Source organism: Buttiauxella sp. S19-1, assembly GCF_022134725.1.
GTDB lineage: Bacteria > Pseudomonadota > Gammaproteobacteria > Enterobacterales > Enterobacteriaceae > Buttiauxella > Buttiauxella ferragutiae.
On record NZ_JAHWLU010000026.1, the window covers coordinates 17,336 to 36,268 of the forward strand.

Below are 18,933 nucleotides of genomic sequence, written 5' to 3' on the forward strand. Positions count from 1 at the left end.
GTAAAATCTATATATTTGAGATTGTCGTATTTTGCATCCAGACTAAATCAAGTCAACTAACAGGAACTAAATACATGCAAAATCCACTACAAGACCGCCAACAACTTAATGACCTGATGAATGGCTGGATGCACCGCGATCTGGGCGAATGGGATCAGCTTCGCGAACTGTTCCACTCTGACGGCACCATTGAAATAACGTGGTTTGAAGGGCTGGGAAGTGATTTTGTTAATGGCTCAATGCGGATGGGCGCTTCCGACTTGCGCACCAAACACCTTATCGGTTCGCCTGCGGTAACCTTCAATGAAGCCGGGGATAAAGCGATTCTGGAAACCAATGCAATCATCGTTGCCGAGAACGTGAAACTGAACATTGGCTGTGAGTGTCACAACCGTTTTTACGATCTGGCAGAAAAAAGGGATGGCGTATGGAAACTATTCCACCGCCAGAGTATTTACGATATCGGCACATTCACTTTCCCACTTGGCCCAGTTGCGATAGACCAGGCTGTGGTCGTGAAGTATCCACGTGAATATGCCGCACTGGCCTATTTGCTCGAGCTGAGCGGCTTCCCTCTCGGGCGTGTATTCGCCACTCGCGGCAGCGAACTAGAGTTGAAAATGAAAGCCGACGCTAAGCGCTGGTTATCCGCTAGTTAAGAACGGTACCCAGACTTATCTCCACCACATGCCGTTGACCATCATCCTTCAACGGTATGGTTTTTCCTGGCAACGATATGCCATCTAGCATGAGTTGATATTCGCCCTCACTGTGTAACGCATTGATCTGGTAATCACTTGAGCCATGTCTATAAACAAGGCTCACTGAAGGCCAGTCACGCGGCAGTAACGGGTGTACGGTTATTGAGTCGCCATGCCGTTCGATCCCCAGCAACGTTTCGATTATCAACTGATACGCCCATCCTGCCGAACCGGTATACCAGCTCCAGCCACCGCGCCCGCTGTGCGGTGCAACACTATAAATATCCGCCGTCATCACATACGGTTCGACTTTATAACGTTCAATGGCATCGGTAGTGAGTCCGTGATTAATCGGGTTAATCAGCGACCATAGCTGCCAGGCCCGTTCGATATTGCCGCTGCGGGCAAATGCCATCACTGCCCAGATGGCTCCATGTGTATATTGCCCACCGTTTTCACGCACGCCCGGCAGGTAACCCTGAATGTAGCCGGGGTTTGGCCCGTTGCCATTAAATGGCGGCGTAAGCAGTTTTATCAGCCCAGCCTCGTTATCAACCAGGCGAGAGTCCAGCGCCTGCATTGCTTGTACACAGCGTTCCTCGCTCCCCGCACCGGACAACACAGCCCAACTCTGGGCAATGGCGTCTATCTGGCACTCTTCTGCGTTCTGCGAACCAAGGGCTTCTCCACTATCAAAATAGCCCCGGCGATACCAAGCCCCGTCCCAGGCTGTCGCCTCAATATTGGCTTGCAGTTTTGCGGCTTCTGTACGGCAAAGCACGGCAATTTCGTCATCATGGATTTGTTCCGCCAGCTGCGCAAATTGCTGCAAGACATCATAGAGGAAGAACCCAAGCCAGACGCTCTCGCCCTTGCCTTCCAGCCCGACGAGGTTCATGCCATCGTTCCAGTCCCCCGCGCCCATCAACGGCAAACCATGTTGACCAAACCGCAGGCCGTGGCGAATGGCTTTTATCGCATGTTGCCAAAGTGTCTCTTCAACTGCGCTGATAACCGGTTGTTCATAGGCTGACTCCTCTCCTGGCTGTAATTCACGGCCTTCAAGATACGCCACGCGGTGTTCTAGCAAATCGAGGTCGCCGGTGGTTTCTACGTAGCGGCAAATAGATAGCGGCAACCAAAGATAATCGTCTGAACAACGGGTGCGAACGCCATTCCCTAATGGGGGATGCCACCAGTGTTGAACGTCGCCTTCAACGAACTGGCGTGATGCGCACAGCAGAATTTGCTCGCGCAAACGTTCCGGTGCGGTATGACTCAGAGCCAGCGTGTCTTGTAGCTGATCACGGAAGCCGAAAGCACCACCAGACTGATAGTAACCACTGCGAGCCATCAGGCGGCAAGCGATGGTCTGGTAAAGCAGCCAGCCATTGGCCAGTAAGTTAACCGCAGGATCGGGGGTTGCTACGACAATTTGATCGAGCATGCGATGCCAGTAACGGTGAACATTCGCCAGTTCGCTACGTGCGGCGTCTTCACTTAGATACTGGTTAATCATCAGTTCCGCGTCTTGCGGGTTCTGCCCGATACCCAGCACAAAAATAAATGTCCGCTGATCGCCATCAATCAACGTGGTAGCAGACTGAACTGCACCACACGGATCCAACCCCGCGCCCGTTTTATCAGACAACGTGCGCTGTTTCATAGCCGCTGGGTCACGCTGTGAACCATTGCGCCCAAGGAATTCCCGACGGTCACCTGACACTGAGCAATGCACTCCCGTCACCGCGAAAAATGCCGTTCTTTCCGAACCGTTGCTGTTATAGAAGTTATTTGCCAGCACACCGCAGCCGCGCCCGGTTGTCGATGTACGAGTGACAACATGCATGGCCGATTTGCTGCGCGACTCGCCCAGCGTCCATTCAACATAACCGGTAACCGAGATTTTTCGTGTCCGCCCTGAGGTATTACTCAGCGTCAGAATAGCGATTTTTACCGGCGCATGTTCTGCCACCAGTATTGTCAATTCAGTGTCGATACCTGTTTCACGGTGGGCGAAAACGCTGTAGCCAAAGCCGTGGCGTGAAAGATAATGCCCGTTGCCGCGCATCGGCAGCGTGGTTGGTGACCAGACCTCGCCACTTTCTTCATCCCGCAAATAGTACGCTTCGCCAGAACGATCGCTGATCGGGTCGTTTTCCCAGGGTGTGAGTCGGTACTCATGTGCATTTTCATACCAGGTGTAGGCCTGTCCCGCTTCAGAAATGACAGTGCCAAAACTGGCATTGGCCAGAACGTTAGCCCACGGCGCAGGTGTCTGGTCATTTTCATCCAGCGTCATCTGGTATTCACGGCCATCTTGCGAGAACCCACCGCGGCCATTGAAAAAGACCAATGCGCTGGTATCAGGCTGCCAGGGATCGTGCTGATTAACCGGCATCACCGTGCGGGGAGTAAAGCTCGGCTGTGCGGGAATAGTTGCCAGAAGCCGCTGATTTAGCTGTTCTTTAAGGCCTCCAGCACGATCATCCAGTACGATTTGCGCCACACTCAGCAGCAACAGGCGGTCCTCTGCTGACATATGTTCGCCATTGCGCACAAAAATGCCACCGGGCTTGTCCATCTGGTTGGCTTCAGAACCCGCCATTAGTAGTTCGATAATTTGGTTTTGCAACTCCTGCTGATAACCGCCAGGGCTATCGTTAAGGATAACCAGATCCACAGCCAGCCCTTTTAAACGCCAGTAATGGTGCGCCTGAATCATTGTGGTGATGAGCAAAATACTTTCATCGCTGGTGACGTTCAGAATCACAATCGGCAGGTCGCCTGAAATAGACCAACCCCAAAGACCTGACTGCCCACGACGGTTACGGCAAAGAGTTTTGGCATCAGCACGCAGTTCGGGGCCAGGGAAAAGCACCGCGCTGGCCAAGCGGTTAAAGAGTGTTGCGTCGTCTTCGTTGGCATTAATCTGGCGCAACACAATTTGGCTATGTGACCACGCCAGTTCAAATACACGGTCGGCAATCGGATGGTCATGATATTTCTCGACCAGTGCCTGACTGTGCTGACGGCTGTCCGTTACGCCATAAATAATGTCGACTGTGACGGGCAAGCCTGGTTGTAAAACTATCGACTGACGAATGGCAAGTATCGGGTCCAGCACTGGCCCGACGCTATTACTTAGCGCACCGCTTTGTTGGGTTGCCAGAGCATTGACCGGGGTTCTGCCCCGCCCGAGAAATTTGGCTCTGTCTGTTTCAAATGAGGTTTCGCTTTGCGCTTGCCCGTGCACCACCATCGTGTGAAACATCCACGGGCAACGCTCATCCGGTGAACGAGGACGACGGTGGCACAGAATGGCGTGCTGATCGGCAAGTAGCTCGGTCTGAATAAATAAATTACTGAAGGCTGGATGGGCCAGATCGCTCTCTTTAGGAGCCAGCACGACTTCCGCGTAAGTGGTTAACTCAATGGTGCGCGGTTGCCGCCCACGATGCAGCAGCGTGACGCGGCGCAGCTCAATATCATCTTCGGGCGAGACAACAATCTGCGTTTTAACATTGATCGTACCCGCGACCAGTTTGAACTCCGCTCCGGCGTCGGTAAATGTCGCATCGTACTGGCTGACCGGTTCACCAAGCGGTTGCCAGGTATTACTCCATACCTCATTAGTTACACTGTCACTAATATAGCAAAAAGTACCCCAGTTATCGCAAGTGGCATCGCTGCGCCAGCGGGTCAACGCAATGTCTTTCCAGCGGCTGTAACCGCTCCCTGACTGGCTGATCATCAGATGGTAATCGGAATTCGACAGCAACTGAACTTCGGGTATCAGGCTATCAACGTCGGTAAACTCGCGCACTTCGTATTGTACAGGTTGCAAAACCCCTTCGTGAGATTCGAAATGGCGACGCGGACTATACAACTCAACGGCATCAGGCACCCGTTCCTGCAATAACAAACGAGCCGACTGAAATGATGGGCTGGTCATAAATCGGTCTACCATTGGCGCACCTAACAGCACATGGGAAAGAGCCTGGAATGCCATTCCCTGATGGTGTGCCATCCACGAACGAACCACCGCATACATCTGGCCGTTGGCGAGGCGTGAAGGCGTGTAGTCCAGCGCTTCGTAGAAGCCATATTCCCCACGAGCACCATTTTTTTCTAGTTTCAGCAAGTTTTCGCAAGCTTTATGCGGAGAGACCGTCAGTGCCATCATGGTGGCATAAGGTGCGATGACCATGTCATCCGCAAGTCCCCTTCGCAAGCCAAGACCCGGCACGCCAAAGGCGTGATATTGGTAATTTTGCAGCGCATCAAAGGAGTAGTAACCCGACTCTGAAATTCCCCACGGCACGCCCCGCTCTTTGCCCCAGTCAATCTGGCGTTTCACCGCTGACTGGCTCATCTCCTCCAGCAAGCTGCCAGGGAAAGTTGGCATCACCAGGTTCGGCATTAAGTACTCAAACATTGAGCCACTCCACGACATCAACGCAGTTTCGTTATCAATGGTGGTAAAGAGTCGCCCCAACGCAAACCAGCTTTTTAACGGCAACTGATTAGTGGCTATCGCCAGAAAACTGGTAAGACGAATTTCCGAAGGCAACAAGTCGTAATGACTGTTATCGAGCTTATTGTTATCGCAGTTATAACCGACGCTGAGCAGGCTAGTGACTTCGTTATACAGGAAGACAAAATCCATTCGTGCGTGTTCTGTCAGGCGCTGTTCCAGCTCGGTAATAATATCCAGCCGTGTGCGGGCCAGGCGGATCACCGATTCTGAAGGTGTGCCTTCGCCGGTATGTTTTGCCTGTGCAAGCCAGGAAAGTGATGGTAACGATTTACTCTCCCAATGGGCGGGTAGCCACCCGAGAAAATTCGTCCATTCGTGACAGATCAGCACCAACTGGTGTTGAAGATGCTCTACCCAGCGGCGGATACGCCCATCCTCATGACTACAAAGTGCGTGCAGACGATGACTTTGCGCACGCATGTTTTTCAGCTCAGGAAACAGTAACGATGGAGAGAGTGTGGCGGCAGTTTTGCAGTGATTGCGCAACTGGCGCAAAGAGGTCGGCGCATGCTGCCCCCAGGTTTTCTCGAGGATTTGCAATGTGTCATCAAGGCCCATCAGCAATTGTGTGCAATTGAGTACGGGTTGGTTACGCAACCCCGTTAACCCCGCACTTAGAGTGAGCAAATGCCCGGCCATATTGCCGCTGTCGACACTTGAGATATAACGCGGATTCAGCGGCACCAGGGTGCGGGTGTCGTACCAGTTGTATAAATGGCCGCGGTAATGCTCCATTTTATCCAGGGTGTCGAGCGTCAGCGTGATGCGTTGCAGCATTTCCCCCTGGGGAATATAACCAAAATCCCACGCCGTTAGGTTGGCCATTAGCGACAGGCCAATGTTGGTCGGCGAAGTGCGGTGCGCAATAACCGGATGTGGAATTTCCTGGTAGTTATCCGGCGGTAACCAGTTTTCTTTCTCTGTGGCAAAGGTTTCAAAAAAGGCCCAAATTTCGCGACTGCTTTGGCGCAACAGGCGTTTATTTTCAGCATTGAATGTAATGGTATGGCTTACAGTCTCGCGGCTCAGCCAGCTTAATAACAAAGGAGCCAGACACCACACCACACCGATAGGCACAGCAAAAAACAGCAGCATAGGTGAAAGGAAGGCCGCGAGCAGGATGAGTGCAATACCTGAAACGACATTGAGCCACATTGCCCGATAAAAACGCAGCGGCGAGGCTTTGGCGTGTTCAGTGCTTTGGTCAAAACTAGCCCACTGATTGAGGTTGTGATGGCTAATACCCAGCCGCCATAACGTCACTGCAATTGCATGAAGCGAATATCCGGCCTCATGAGGAAGCGTGATAAATCCCAGGCCAATGCGCAGCAGGCGTTTAAGCCCGCCGGAAGAAACCAGAATCAGATGCTGGACGAATGGCCGCCGTGCTGGCTTACTCAGAATATCCTGCGCTAAAACCAGCACGGTAGGAAGTAGCAGCACAACGGCTAGCACGCCGAGCCAGTAAAAAGGATTGGGGACCAGTAAAATGGCGCAAAACACCAGCATCAGAAATGATGGTGCCACGAGGCTGCGGCGCAAATTATCCAGCAGTTTCCAGCGTGAAAGCGTGCTTAGTGGGTTTTTGTCATGTGTTCCATCTGCTTTTCTGGGCCTGAATTTAAGCCAATTCAATAGTTGCCAGTCGCCGCGTATCCAGCGGGTACGTCTTGCCACATCAGTGAGGTAGTTATTGGGGTACTGCTCATATAGCAAGACTTCACTGAGCAAACCTGAACGGGCATAGCACCCTTCCAGCAAATCATGGCTCAACACCAGGTTTTCCGGGCACGTATTGTGCGTCGCCTGGGCAAAAGTATCCACATCGTAAATACCTTTACCAACGAACGAGCCTTCGCCGAACAGATCCTGATAAATATCCGATGACATCATTGAGTAAGGATCGTTACCCGGCACGTTGCTGCACATCGCGGCATAGCGCCCCTGCCCGTTTCGTGGGATCTCTTCAGCAAGGCCGGGCTGCAAAATAGCGTACCCTTTAACGACACGCTGTTTTACCGGATCGTAGATCGGGTGATTGAGCGGATGAGCCATAGTGGCAACCAGTTTATGCGCAGTGTCACGTGGCAGAACGGTGTCGCTATCCAGCGTGATGACATATTTAACCCCCGTTGGTGGGCTAATCACATTACTGTGTACTTCGGAAAATTGGTCGCCAGGTTCGCGCAGCCAACTATTCAGCATCGATAACTTGCCGCGTTTACGCTCATACCCCATCCACACGTTTTGTTGTTCATTCCACTGCGCTGAACGATGCAGCAAAAAGAAAAGTGGTTGGGCAACAGAAGCATAGCGTCGATTCAAATTCTGCATTTGCGCTTCAGCCCAGTGCAGCAGATCGCCGCTTTCTGGTGAGTTCTGGTCCGGGGAATCAGCAAAATCGGTTAGCAATGCGAAGTACAGGTTTGGCGAGTTGTTACCCAGATAGCAAACCTCCAGGCTGTTAAGCAGCTTGTCTATCCCGGCGCGGCTGGTGAGTAAGCAAGGGATAACCACCATCGTGCAATACTCCGCCGGGATGCCGGTTGAGAAATCCATGCGTGGCAGAGGCAGTGGCGACCGGAAGCGAGTCGTCGCCTCACTCAGCAAATTGAGAGCCAACTGACTAATCAGCACCACCAGCGGCAGCGCAAGAAGCGCCAGCGGCCAGTTCATCCCTTGTTGATGGGTGCGGGATAAAATGTCAGCAGTGAACGCTGTGGTCAACAGGCTCAGGCTTCCAAGCCATGAAAGCAGAGGAATTTGGTTAAAGCTATGACGCAGCCGGACGACCCACGATGTATTTGCCCCAAGCTTTTGTTCTAGTTGCGAGCGCCCTTCACCAATTAAGTAATAACCCACATGATGAACAGGCGTTGCCTGAGCCATTTCTAAAATATAACGGGCGACTTCCGGTTCACTGTGATGGCTGTGACGGGCGAGGATCTCAACAATATGGCGATAATGGTCGCGGGTATCGAAGTGCATTGCCGGATAAATCCCGGAAGGGTCCTGGCGCAATGTCTGTTCGACCAGACTCATTGCTTCGGCAAAGTCAGCCCAGTTGGTTTCACTTAACAGACGCAACCCGGCAATACTGTTGCTCACTGAAAGTTGGCTTGCAGCAAGTTGCTGGTTAAAGCGATGAATCAGGTAATCCGTGGTGACGCCGGTTTCAGCAAGGCGCTGTTCAACCCAGGTCAGCGGCAAAGAGAGCATGTTCCCTCGCCCCTGCAAGCGGCGAACCAGTTCCGCTACAAAAGCGCTGCTTAATGGCGGACGTGAACGTGCCATATCCGCAATCACCATAATCAAATCCGCTGGCGTGTTTTCAGCACATTCAAAAATTCGTGTGACCCACACATCAGCCAGATTTCGCTCTTTTTGCGCCTCAGCCACTTCAATACTAACGCGTCGTAGATTCTCAATCAGCGCCAGACGCAACATACCCGGCAATGCCCAAAGTTCACCAAGAGTTAACGGAGTCACTTGCTGATAGGCCGCGATATAACTGGTTAGGCTTGCGGCATCCCATCGTCCATCGGCATGAGCGATAGCTTCAGAGGCAATATCATAAATACGCGGGCAATGATTAGGAGCAGCTAACGGTGGCAACCCTTTACCAAAATTCTTTGGTAAATGATGACGAACCACGCGGATCTGTTCTTCGATGAGATAGTAATTATCCAGCAGCCATTCACCGGCCGGAGTAATACCCGATTTTTCCCCTGCATTGAGCAGATAGCAATTACGGGTGATGATGGCTTCATTATCTTCCAGACGCTTGAGTAAATAGTAAGGCAGCTTAGTGGTCGATAATTTATGGGAACGAGCCAGTTTCTGGCCGTAGCGTTCCATTTGGGCGGCAGAAAACAGCTCAGCTTTGATAGGGCTTTCGTTCGCGGGTTCAGAACCCAACCAATCAGGGATTTCTGTAGGTATTTCCCGTGACTTACGCGCAGAAAACCACTGTTTTAGACTTAATTTCATGAATTTGCTCATCAGGCGATGTGAACGCACAGGAGCAGTTGTTCAATCAGATCAGAAACGTTCTCTCAGGATGGGGTGTCAGGCATCAGGGATTTAACAGCTGCAAGGATCTTCTATAAAGTATAGATTAAATTTTGTTCGATTTTCTTGCGTGGATTTTCGTCATCGTAGCACGCCCTGAACGAACAACGCACAGTTATCATTATTCTGGAATTAATAGCAGGTTATGTATATATCCCCATTCTCAGATATGGCTTTTTTATGCTATTTTAATTGTGGGATTATGTTATTAACATAAATTTTCTTTCCATGGACCCTGGTATCGATATTGTTATGAAAAAATTATTGAGTGGGATATTTTTATCTTTAGTTTCAATGGTTAATGCTCACGCAGAATCTAGTGCTGGCAATGACATATTCTCTGGCATGCTGGTACAAGATCGTGACGATATTGTTTTTGTTCGTTGTGATAGACCGTCATTAAAAATGAAGATCGTTGAAACAGACGATGTCAATAAGAAGAACGTCGAGGCCGCATATCAAACCTTCAAGGAAAATAAAGATAAACCTCTTTATTTTACTTTTGTTGGTCATGTGAAAAATGACGATAAAGGTGCATATACGTTTTATTTAACCGATGTTACGGATACCAAACTGGGTTCCAGCTGTAATCTATCTGATTCGTTAGATGAGTTGCTCGGTTAATAACTCTGGTTGATTATATTTTCTATTATTAATAATAAACTCATCTACTGATGCGATGAGTTTATTATTTTAAGCTGAGCCTGAATAAACGTCCGAGAGCTTTTATCCCGGCATCGGTGAAAGTCACTTCTCTGTAACCCGCTGTCCTGGCTATCCACCCCTTTTGGTCAAACGTCACCAACAAAGCCGCACCAGAACTCCCCCCAAGATGAAAACGGCGTTCGCTCCAGTCCAGGCAAGTACAAACGCTTTTTCGTTTTGTGTGCGGGATAATTTCAACACCAATTTCCTGAAATTTAGCCATACCAATGGGTGATAACGCGCCTCCTTCAGGTAAAAACCAGCCTTCTTTATCCATAAATTCATACATGGCAACAGCAACTTCACCGGCCAAATGATCATAACAGGTACGGGCTTTGCGCAAATGCACAGGGGTTTTGATGACGCAACCTTTCTGCGTCTTCATTGATACTCCCATCAGGGTTTCAAGCAGTGTCGCTATATCAACTCCTGCTAGTCTGTAGTACCGATGGCGCCCTTGAGACAGACACGTAATTAATTGGCTATTAAGAAGTTTTGCCAGATGAGCGCTTGCCGTTGATGCTGCAATATTAGCTACCGAACTTAGCTCTGTTGCCGTCCATGCCCGCCCATCCATCAAAGCACACAGAATGCTGACCCGAGAAGGGTCAGCGATAGCAGAAGCAATTTCAGACATCGACTTTTCTAATAAATCAGAGTCATCAATATCTGCTTTGAAAGCGTTGGGCTTCATACAGCGGATACATCCCATTTCATGGTGGCTGCGGCTGCCATTTCATTATTGTCGGTCAGCAGAATCAACCGATTACTGTGGTCACTATATTGTACGCTGATATTTATATTATTCCGCGCAAGTATATTGGCAATTTCCCCCAACTCGCCAGGCCGTTCTTGTTTGAGTTTACGAATAAGCGGCTGACTGACACTTTCGACGTGCAGGCCAATATCGGTAAGCACCTTGCGAGCAAGTTCACCGTCTTCTACCAGAAAATGAGCATGGCTTTTATTCCCAGCACTGAATACCCCTCCTCCCTCAAGGCCCACACCATTTTGACCAAGTGCAGTTCCCAGTAATGCAAGTTCTCCAGGGGTATTACTGAGAATGACATGAATATCATACATGGTGGTATTCCTCTTTTTCAGATGAATAATCCCGTAGCACTTGAACGACGGTGATTCTATAAAATGAAAAAATAGATTGCTGCCCTTCAAATTGAGCCGCCATGTGTTTCATGTTCTTCTTCCACTCAAGTACCGCCTCTTCATTTTCCCACCATGATAACGAGAGAATTTTCCCATCTGTATTCAGGCTTTGAAAACGCTCAATGGAAATAAAACCCTTTATGTTATCAAGCTCCGGTCTGAGTTCAGCCGCAAGCTCCAGGTATCTATTCTGTTGTTCGGGTATAGCATTGGCTTCAAAAAGTACCGCAATCATGTTGATCTCCTTAACGTGGACGAACCAACTATAAAGAGTTAATCAACTGATGCTTCGATGGTGGGCGAAATATGGATTTGTCATCGCTTAGAGTAACGCCACCAGCCACACGACCCATAGGGCACCAGTGAAAAACATTGTGCGTCGGCACTGTTTCAATGCGCCCTGCTGGCGCTCGCTAAGCGAAAGCGTCTTCAATCTGTCACGCTGCCAGATAACACAAAGCGCCTCTCCAGCTTGATGATTATTCTCTTCATTTATCAACCTGAAATAGCGTGCGTCCAGCCAAAGACGCCAGCAGCCAAACCACACTATGCCGCACAACAACGTGATCAAGACGCGGAGCAAATCCACCGGTGCAGCAAAGATCACCCACACCATCGGCGGAGCGGAAAACAACAGGAAGAAACGCCAACTATTCAGGGTTTGTTGTACCAAGAGCGATTGCAGTGCGTGGTTATTTGTTACGATGTCACTTTTATCTTCCATCTTTCCAGCAACTCCATATGTTCAGAGGTGAAGACTACCTGCGGTCGCGCCCTACGCACTTGCTCAACGGCATCTTCTGAAGCCAGCTCAGGGTAGCGCTGTAACAACCAGGCAGCAGCGACCAGCGCACTGCGCGACAACCCCAACGCACAATGAATCAGTACGCTACCTTGCTCATGGCGTAATCGTTCCAGTTTATCTACTGCCAGCGCCAGTGTTACTTCATCGGGTTTAACCAGGTCCAGCATGGGCACGCATTGATACACAACGCCCTGCAAGGCACGGGAACGGGGAAACTCGCTGGTTAGATCCAATACGGCTTTTTGTGCGGGAGTTGTCAGCGGATATGTCCCTAAAAACACCCCATCAGTAACCGGACTGAACGCCGGTAGATGGCGGGTATAGAGGCGCATAGAGAGCAACATCCCGACTCGCCAGGGTAGCAACAGCCACCAGGCCGCAGGTGTCAGCCGCCCTTTCCCATCTTTTTGAAGCGCTTCAACGCCAAGTATCCCGTAGGCCAGCGCCACAATCGCCAGTGCCAGCGTTGGCCACCACAGCCAGGTGGTCAGCCAGGTTCCCGCCAGGCAGATTATTGCGCCGCACAGATAACGAACGGCCAGCGTTTTGCGTTTCCCGTCAGCCATTCGCCAGCTCCATTTCCCCTGTTCCGGGATCAACCAGTCGATCACCATTCCGACGCCAAGGCCGGTTAGCACATCAATAAAGTGATGCTGCCAGGTGGTCAAAACAGAAACGGCAATCAGCAAGAACCATGCGCTATTCAGTTGCTGCCAGACCCCCGTCAGGTGGCGATGGAAATGCCGCCACAGCAGCCAGCACAGAATAATATGTAACGATGGCGACTGGTTGTACGGCAGGTCGAACTGCTCGAGTTGCCCAAATAACCAACCGGCCAGGCCGGTTATCTCCGGTCTGGTAAACGTAAACTGTAAAGGAAATAGCAAAAAACCCAGGCAGGCAATGACTGATGCCAGCACGAGTCGGCAGACCAGCCGTCGCTGTTCATTCAGCGAGGTGCAGATAAACAGTGACAAACCGTACAGCAGATCCAGGCTCCAGTACGGGAGGATTGTCAGTGGCACAAACGGAATGTGCCGCTCCCAGCTAAACACCAGGCTGCCAATGTTCGCACGTCCGGCGGTAAACTGATTAACCTGCCCGTAGGTTAAAAAGAAAAAGGGCGCAAGCAGAATCAGCCAACCCAAACCCTGCAAGTATAGCGAACGTCGGTTTGTCATGATGCGCGGCGCACTGCCATAGACACGGTGAAAATGCCCCATTCATCAATCAACTGGCTGCATTTATCGAAGCCCGCCTCCCGTACCAGCGCATCCATTTCGCCCTGGCTACGAACGCGCATCACCCACTGTTTACCATCTTTATGGCTGGTGAGTGACCAGGCGATAGTTTTGAGCTGCGGATGCCAGGGTTGCCCGGTGTAAATCAGAATGCCACCCGGCTCTATCGCGTCTGCCAGCCCGGCAAGCGAGTTACGCACCAGGGTGTTTTCCGGAAACAGTTCATACAGGCCAGAGACAATTCCCAGCGTCGGACGTGGCTCAAGCGCGGCCAGTTCTTCGCGGTTGAAAGCGTCGCCACGTTCAAAACGTGCATACTCTGCCATTCCACGCGAGGCAATCATCTCCTGTCCTTTCGCTACGTTTAACTCGCTGTAGTCGCGCAGCAAAATGTTGCTCACCGCCTCTTTGCCTTCCAGCGCATCGAGCACGTAGCGCCCGTGCCCGGCGGCAACATCAACGACTCGTACCGTTTTGCCCTGCTCAACCAGCTGCGTGACCGCCTGCTGAATCAGCGTTTGCAGATGGATTTTCCGCTGGCGGATGCCCTTCCAGCCGACGCTATTGAGGTAGTTTTTGTCGATCATCCGCCCCAATGCGCTGCTGCCCTGCGGCTGATTTCGATAGACATAATCCAGCGTGCTGCCGGAATCAAACCCGGTTTCAAATCCCAGGCGTACACCTGTTGACTGTGTCCCCAGCGTCTTCATGCCATAGCGCAAACCGCGATACGCTATATCCTCAATCGAGTAGGGTTCCGGCCCACCGCTTAAGGTTCTCCAGCTGTCCGCTCCCGGACTCCAGCGGTCTTCATGACTGTAGTCAAAATGCTGTGGCGGCATAGCATAAAGCGTGTCAATAAACTCGCGCATCTTGTCGAACGCCAGATGCCTGTCTTGTTCCCCCAGCGTATCGTGATAGAAGCCAGGCAACACATGAAGTTCTTTGAGTGGGTTGCGCAGACGCTGGTAAAAATCGATCTGTGGCTGACGGTGGACAACGAAATCTTCCCCGGAGACCAACATCTGCGTAGGTAAGGTAATGGCGCTGGCGTCGCTGACAATCCGTTCCGCGGTTTTGTAGAGATCGAGCAGGATGTTTACTGCAATGGGTCGGGTAATTAATGGGTCCTGATTGAAACTCGCCACACGCTGTGGATCGTGCGTCAGATACTTGCCTTTGACATAAGAGTTGACGAAAAACAGACCGCGCAGACGGTGCATCAATGCCAGCCCCTGACGGGCAAATGGGACATACAATTTGACCTTAAACGCGGGTGATGCCAGTACCAGCCCACGAATAGGTGGTGCGTAATCATGAGCCCAGGTAGCTGCCATCACCGCACCCACGCTTTGTGCAACCACGACCACATCTTCCATTGCGGCCTGGCTATCTGCGGCGGCGAAACGGACGAACTCTTCAACATCCTGCACCGAGCGGGCCAGCGACGGGCTAAAGCCGCGTTGCCCTGGTGATCGGCCATGGCCACGGGCATCCCAGGCATAAAACGCGGTATCCGGCATCGACAGCTCATCGACAATATGTTGCAGACGCCCGGAATGCTCATGCCCGCGGTGAAACAGGACAATCACCTTGGGTGTGGCACCCGCCGACACAGCAGGCCAGTGGCGATAAAACAACTCAGTGCGATCGCTGGTCAGAAACTGCCGCTCGTCAGGCGTGCGGATATTACTCATGAGGGTGATTTCCTGTGGTTTGTTGCTGAAGCATCAGCAATTGCTGCTTCAGGTCGTCCATAAACACTTTTTTCTCGGGATGAAAGCGTAACGTTTCACCAATAGTGACATCGATAAACAATGGCAATGGAATACGGTTACCTTTCGCCATCACCTGCTCCGTGCCGCGTAGCCAGACTGGAATAATTGGCACTTCAGGCATGCTTTGACTCAAATGCCACAGTCCGGATTTCAACGGTGCCAGTTTTCCCGGCTCGCCACGCGTACCTTCCGGAAAGAGGATCAACGTCTTGCCATCACGTAGCGCCTGTTCGCACTGCGCCAGCGGGTTTGCTGCTCCACCCTCACGAGAAATGGGAATAATGTTGAGAATATTCAGCGCAAACCACGCCATCCGTTTATCACGCAGAAAATAGTCGGCAGCGGCCACCGGATGCACTTTCGCCTGTTCGCGTAACGGAAAGAGTGACAGCAGCGCAAAAACATCCATATGGCTGTTGTGATTTGCCACCACAATCGCCGGGCCGCTTTTCGGCAACCGTTCGCGATGTTTGACTCGCAGACCCAGCCATAACCAGATAACCGGCCAGACTATGCACAAGGTAAAAAGCGCGCGAAGCATTCGTGTCATCATAAGTTAGTAACAAAAGTAGCGAATGAAATGGAAGAAGACAGGAGCGGTGAAGATCAGTGAATCCAGCCGGTCAAGAATGCCGCCGTGGCCAGGTAACAACGTGCCGCTGTCTTTAACGCCGATATCCCGTTTGATGGCGGACATCACGACATCACCGCAGAACCCGGTAACCCCGATAATCACCCCTGCCAATAGCGCCATTGGCCAGCTCAGTGGCGTAAGTAGTGGTCCGAGCAACATTGCCAGCAGAGCCGTTGTCGCAACGCCCCCCACTAGCCCAGCCAGCGTTTTATTCGGGCTGACCTTCGGCGTCACCTTGATGCGCCCAAGCGATTTGCCCCACAAGTATTGCGCGATATCGTTGAACTCCGTCAGGCCGACCAGGAACAGCACCAGCAGAGCGCCAGTCTGTTGGCCATCGGCGGGTAGCACCAGTAAAAAGGCGACATGGCTGAAAGCAAACACGGTGGTCATCAGGCTCCAGTGGAGCTGGGATGCGGTACGCAAGAACCCCTGAGTGTCGCCCGCAATCACCATCCGCGCCGGTAAAAATAAAAACACATACACCGGTATAAACACCACAAACATGCCGTACCAACCGATGCCAATCAGCCAGTAGTTAAGAGGAATGGCAATAAACAACCACAGCAAAGGCATTCGGTCGGAATGGCGCGAAGGCACCAGCGTCAGAAACTCTTTTAGCGCCATAAAGCTGACCAGCGCAAAGAAAGTCAGCGCCAGCCAGTTCGGGCTTAACATCGCCAGCGAAAACAGCACGATGATCACCCACCATGTGCGGATCCGCAGCGTCAGTTCCCGCCAGTCTTTAGCGGGACGTAGCCACACCAGCAGGCCATTCACTACCGATGCGACCAGCAGAAGTGCAAAAATTACCGCGAGGGATTTTTCCAGCAACATCATTTCGCCGCCTTATCACGCAATGCACTCCGACAACGGTTAACGACCGTCCACAACAGCAATACGGTTGCCAGCCCCCACACGACGTTATTCCATTGCACCCACTGCGGCCAGATTGCCAGCGCCAGCCCCCACGCACCAAACAGCAATGCCCTGTCGCTTTTCCCCAGTGGCCCGGCATAACTGCGCAAGCCGTTAATCGTTTGTGCCAGAACACCACAAAATTCGGTCATTAGCGCACAGAACAACATCACCAGCACCAGCAACATATTGCTTTCGGGTAGCAGCATAAAAGGCAGATAAAGCGCAATGTCGGAGAGCACATCTCCCGTCTCATTGAGGATAGCTCCGAGCCGGGATTGTTGATGGCATTCGCGTGCCAGCATGCCGTCCAGGGCATTGAGCGCCATCCGGATAAACAAGACGATGGGCAGGAGAACGAACAAGCGGGGATCAGGGAAAATAATCAGTACCGCGCCGGTAATAAAGGAGAGTGCCATGGCAGCGAGAGTCACGTGGTTGGCCGTAACGTGGTGTTTATGCAGCCAGAACATCAGCGGGCGTAACAGTGCCTGGAAGGCAGGCTTTATCTGATAAAGCGTCATCATATTCCCTGATAGTTTGTCGATTTCCTTTATAGTGCATTAATTAACCGCACCAGGAGTGATATTTTTCAGCGACCGAAACAATAATCAGAATTTCGATTGCGAAAGGGATAATTGTTACCGGTTTCCCACCGGCGGATACAGACTAGCACATCTAACTTTAAGTGGGTTTCTACCCACCTATTTTAGGGGCAAATCCTGCGCCTGAGGCAGCCCAGTTTTTGGCCTTGCTCACTCATGCCGATAGCGTGTCTTATATCCCGGAGACAACACTTCAGGACGGGTCTATGAACGCCAATTTTAAGAATGAAATACAAACGTTCGGACGGTCGTTGCTATTACCTATTGCTGTGCTGGCACCTGTCGGCATGGTTATGGGCATTTGTAGCGCGCTGGGCCAGAATTATATGATTGAAAAGTTACCTTTTTTAGGTAACGCCATTTTTAAAGATCTGCTCTCATCGCTGGGTTTAATCAGCAGTGTGGTATTCCAGAATATCCCCTTACTCTTTGCGATGGGGGTCGCTTATGGAATGTCGAAAAAAGAAAAAGGCATCGCCGTATTTGCCTCCGTGGTGGCCTATCTAACACTGTTAATTTCGATGCACGTGCACTTAAAACTGGCCGGACAACTGGCGAAAGGAGATTTATCGCTGGTTGGGCAAGGCATGGTGTTGGGGATCCAGACGCTGAAGATTGAGGCGCTGGGCGGCATCATCGCTGGCTTACTGGCAGCAAAAGTGACCGACAAATATTACCGTTTGCAGTTACCGCTGGCTTTTGCCTTTTTCAGCGGTAAAAAATCCGTCGCCATTTTATCTATTGCTTTTACTATTCCCGTCGGCCTGCTTATTCCCTTTATCTGGGATCTGTTTACCGCCGGAATGAACAGCCTTTCGACTGTTCTGATGGCGCCAAATATTGGTGCCGGGATCTATATGACACTCAACCGTCTATTAATCCCCTTCGGCTTACACCATGTTTTAAGTTCTACGGTTCGTTTTACTGCGGCGGGTGGCACTTACTTAATTGATGGGCAAACTTATGTCGGTATTTTACCGGCAATGAACAAAATTCTTTTTGAGTTAGGCCCGAATCATCCGGCATGGAAAGAATATATGCCAACCCTGACCAGCTATCTGGCGTCGTCACAAATGCTGACCACGTTATTCCGTGTTCCGGCTATTGGTCTGGCGATGTACCACATGGCCTACGTGAAAAACAGAAAGTTCGCCAAAGGTATGATCCTGACTGTGGTATTAACCGCTGTACTTGGCAATGTCACCGAACCACTGGAATTCTCGTTCCTGTTTATTGCGCCTAAGCTGTTTATTGTTTACGCCATCTTGTGTGGCCTGCTGACAATCCCACTACAGATACTGGATGTTTCCGTCGGCTATATTCGTGGCACTATTTTTGACTTTGGCATCTTTGGGCTGATGTATGAACACACTCAGTGGCTCAATCTCGTTATCCTCGGCATCGTGAACTTTGTGGTGTTCTACTTTGTCTTCCGTTTCGCCATCCGCAAGTTCGACATTAAAACGCCGGGTCGCGAAAGTGACATGGGCGACAGTACCCTCTTGAACAATAAAGAGTATGACAAAGTCGCGGCGCTGGTAGTGGAAGGCCTCGGCGGCAAAAGTAATATTAAACGCGTTGAGAACTGTGTTTCACGCTTGCGTATCGACCTTGCCGATCAAAAGAAACTGGATATGGCGATTCTGAAAGAAGCAGGCTCGTTGGGAACCTTTATTCCGTCCAGTAACCATATTCATGTTGTATTTGGCCCCCACGTTGAGTTCGTTCGCAACGCGGTGGACGATGCCATGGCCAAACAGGAGAGATAACC

The 18,933-nt window shown here is 51.1% G+C and carries 13 protein-coding genes; 3 read left to right on the forward strand and 10 right to left on the reverse strand.

Going from position 1 to position 18,933, the window contains the following annotated elements; all coding sequences use genetic code 11:
* The first annotated feature begins 74 nt into the window (after nucleotides 1–74).
* Entirely contained in the window at nucleotides 75–659 is a 585-nt protein-coding gene (locus MES37_RS08675; protein ID WP_237931123.1) for a nuclear transport factor 2 family protein, read from the forward strand.
* Here the strand turns inward: MES37_RS08675 and MES37_RS08680 are convergent.
* A complete protein-coding gene (locus tag MES37_RS08680; protein ID WP_237931127.1) occupies nucleotides 652–9,231 on the reverse strand; it encodes a GH36-type glycosyl hydrolase domain-containing protein in 8,580 nt (2,859 codons plus the stop codon). The genes MES37_RS08675 and MES37_RS08680 overlap by 8 nt on opposite strands.
* Before the next feature lie 333 nt (nucleotides 9,232–9,564).
* Here MES37_RS08680 and MES37_RS08685 point away from each other — a divergent pair, with 333 nt between their 5' ends.
* Nucleotides 9,565–9,936, forward strand: a complete 372-nt coding sequence (locus MES37_RS08685; RefSeq protein ID WP_232885872.1) for a hypothetical protein — start codon at nucleotides 9,565–9,567, stop codon at nucleotides 9,934–9,936.
* Nucleotides 9,937–10,000: 64 nt separating this feature from the next.
* Here MES37_RS08685 and MES37_RS08690 read toward each other — a convergent pair whose 3' ends face one another.
* From MES37_RS08690 to MES37_RS08730, 9 genes are all read right to left on the reverse strand, one after another.
* Nucleotides 10,001–10,711 (reverse strand): ArsR/SmtB family transcription factor, encoded by a 711-nt coding sequence (locus MES37_RS08690; protein WP_237931128.1) that lies wholly within the window; start codon nucleotides 10,709–10,711, stop codon nucleotides 10,001–10,003.
* Nucleotides 10,708–11,100, reverse strand: coding sequence for an amino acid-binding protein (locus MES37_RS08695; protein WP_121813487.1), 393 nt, complete (start codon nucleotides 11,098–11,100; stop codon nucleotides 10,708–10,710). The genes MES37_RS08690 and MES37_RS08695 overlap by 4 nt, the downstream gene beginning before the upstream one ends.
* A complete protein-coding gene (locus tag MES37_RS08700) occupies nucleotides 11,093–11,416 on the reverse strand; it encodes an antibiotic biosynthesis monooxygenase family protein (protein ID WP_064546725.1) in 324 nt (107 codons plus the stop codon). The genes MES37_RS08695 and MES37_RS08700 overlap by 8 nt, the downstream gene beginning before the upstream one ends.
* A gap of 87 nt (nucleotides 11,417–11,503) precedes the next feature.
* Nucleotides 11,504–11,905 (reverse strand): hypothetical protein, encoded by a 402-nt coding sequence (locus tag MES37_RS08705; protein WP_064546728.1) that lies wholly within the window; start codon nucleotides 11,903–11,905, stop codon nucleotides 11,504–11,506.
* A complete protein-coding gene (locus MES37_RS08710; protein WP_237931131.1) occupies nucleotides 11,881–13,167 on the reverse strand; it encodes a phosphatase PAP2/dual specificity phosphatase family protein in 1,287 nt (428 codons plus the stop codon). The genes MES37_RS08705 and MES37_RS08710 overlap by 25 nt, the downstream gene beginning before the upstream one ends.
* Complete coding sequence (locus MES37_RS08715; protein ID WP_237931132.1) at nucleotides 13,164–14,924, reverse strand: bifunctional alpha/beta hydrolase/class I SAM-dependent methyltransferase; 1,761 nt, start codon at nucleotides 14,922–14,924, stop codon at nucleotides 13,164–13,166. Before MES37_RS08715 ends, MES37_RS08710 begins: the two co-directional genes overlap by 4 nt.
* The gene (locus MES37_RS08720; protein ID WP_064546732.1) at nucleotides 14,917–15,555 is read right to left on the reverse strand and encodes a lysophospholipid acyltransferase family protein; all 639 of its coding nucleotides are present in this window, start codon (nucleotides 15,553–15,555) and stop codon (nucleotides 14,917–14,919) included. The genes MES37_RS08715 and MES37_RS08720 overlap by 8 nt, the downstream gene beginning before the upstream one ends.
* 6 nt (nucleotides 15,556–15,561) lie before the next feature.
* Entirely contained in the window at nucleotides 15,562–16,479 is a 918-nt protein-coding gene (locus tag MES37_RS08725; protein ID WP_064546734.1) for a phosphatidate cytidylyltransferase, read from the reverse strand.
* Nucleotides 16,476–17,081, reverse strand: coding sequence for a CDP-alcohol phosphatidyltransferase family protein (locus MES37_RS08730; protein WP_237931133.1), 606 nt, complete (start codon nucleotides 17,079–17,081; stop codon nucleotides 16,476–16,478). Before MES37_RS08730 ends, MES37_RS08725 begins: the two co-directional genes overlap by 4 nt.
* Before the next feature lie 287 nt (nucleotides 17,082–17,368).
* Between MES37_RS08730 and MES37_RS08735 the strand changes: the two genes are divergently transcribed.
* Entirely contained in the window at nucleotides 17,369–18,931 is a 1,563-nt protein-coding gene (locus tag MES37_RS08735; RefSeq protein WP_064546739.1) for a PTS transporter subunit EIIC, read from the forward strand.
* Nucleotides 18,932–18,933: the final 2 nt, after the last annotated feature.

Coding starts and splice junctions, on each gene's coding strand:
- MES37_RS08680 (WP_237931127.1), bottom strand. CDS start 9,231: ATGAAATTAAGTCTAAAACAGTGGTTTTCTGCGCGTAAGTCACGGGAA.
- MES37_RS08735 (WP_064546739.1), top strand. CDS start 17,369: ATGAACGCCAATTTTAAGAATGAAATACAAACGTTCGGACGGTCGTTG.
- MES37_RS08715 (WP_237931132.1), bottom strand. CDS start 14,924: ATGAGTAATATCCGCACGCCTGACGAGCGGCAGTTTCTGACCAGCGAT.
- MES37_RS08690 (WP_237931128.1), bottom strand. CDS start 10,711: ATGAAGCCCAACGCTTTCAAAGCAGATATTGATGACTCTGATTTATTA.
- MES37_RS08705 (WP_064546728.1), bottom strand. CDS start 11,905: ATGGAAGATAAAAGTGACATCGTAACAAATAACCACGCACTGCAATCG.
- MES37_RS08730 (WP_237931133.1), bottom strand. CDS start 17,081: ATGACGCTTTATCAGATAAAGCCTGCCTTCCAGGCACTGTTACGCCCG.
- MES37_RS08675 (WP_237931123.1), top strand. CDS start 75: ATGCAAAATCCACTACAAGACCGCCAACAACTTAATGACCTGATGAAT.
- MES37_RS08695 (WP_121813487.1), bottom strand. CDS start 11,100: ATGTATGATATTCATGTCATTCTCAGTAATACCCCTGGAGAACTTGCA.
- MES37_RS08700 (WP_064546725.1), bottom strand. CDS start 11,416: ATGATTGCGGTACTTTTTGAAGCCAATGCTATACCCGAACAACAGAAT.
- MES37_RS08720 (WP_064546732.1), bottom strand. CDS start 15,555: ATGACACGAATGCTTCGCGCGCTTTTTACCTTGTGCATAGTCTGGCCG.
- MES37_RS08685 (WP_232885872.1), top strand. CDS start 9,565: ATGAAAAAATTATTGAGTGGGATATTTTTATCTTTAGTTTCAATGGTT.
- MES37_RS08725 (WP_064546734.1), bottom strand. CDS start 16,479: ATGATGTTGCTGGAAAAATCCCTCGCGGTAATTTTTGCACTTCTGCTG.
- MES37_RS08710 (WP_237931131.1), bottom strand. CDS start 13,167: ATGACAAACCGACGTTCGCTATACTTGCAGGGTTTGGGTTGGCTGATT.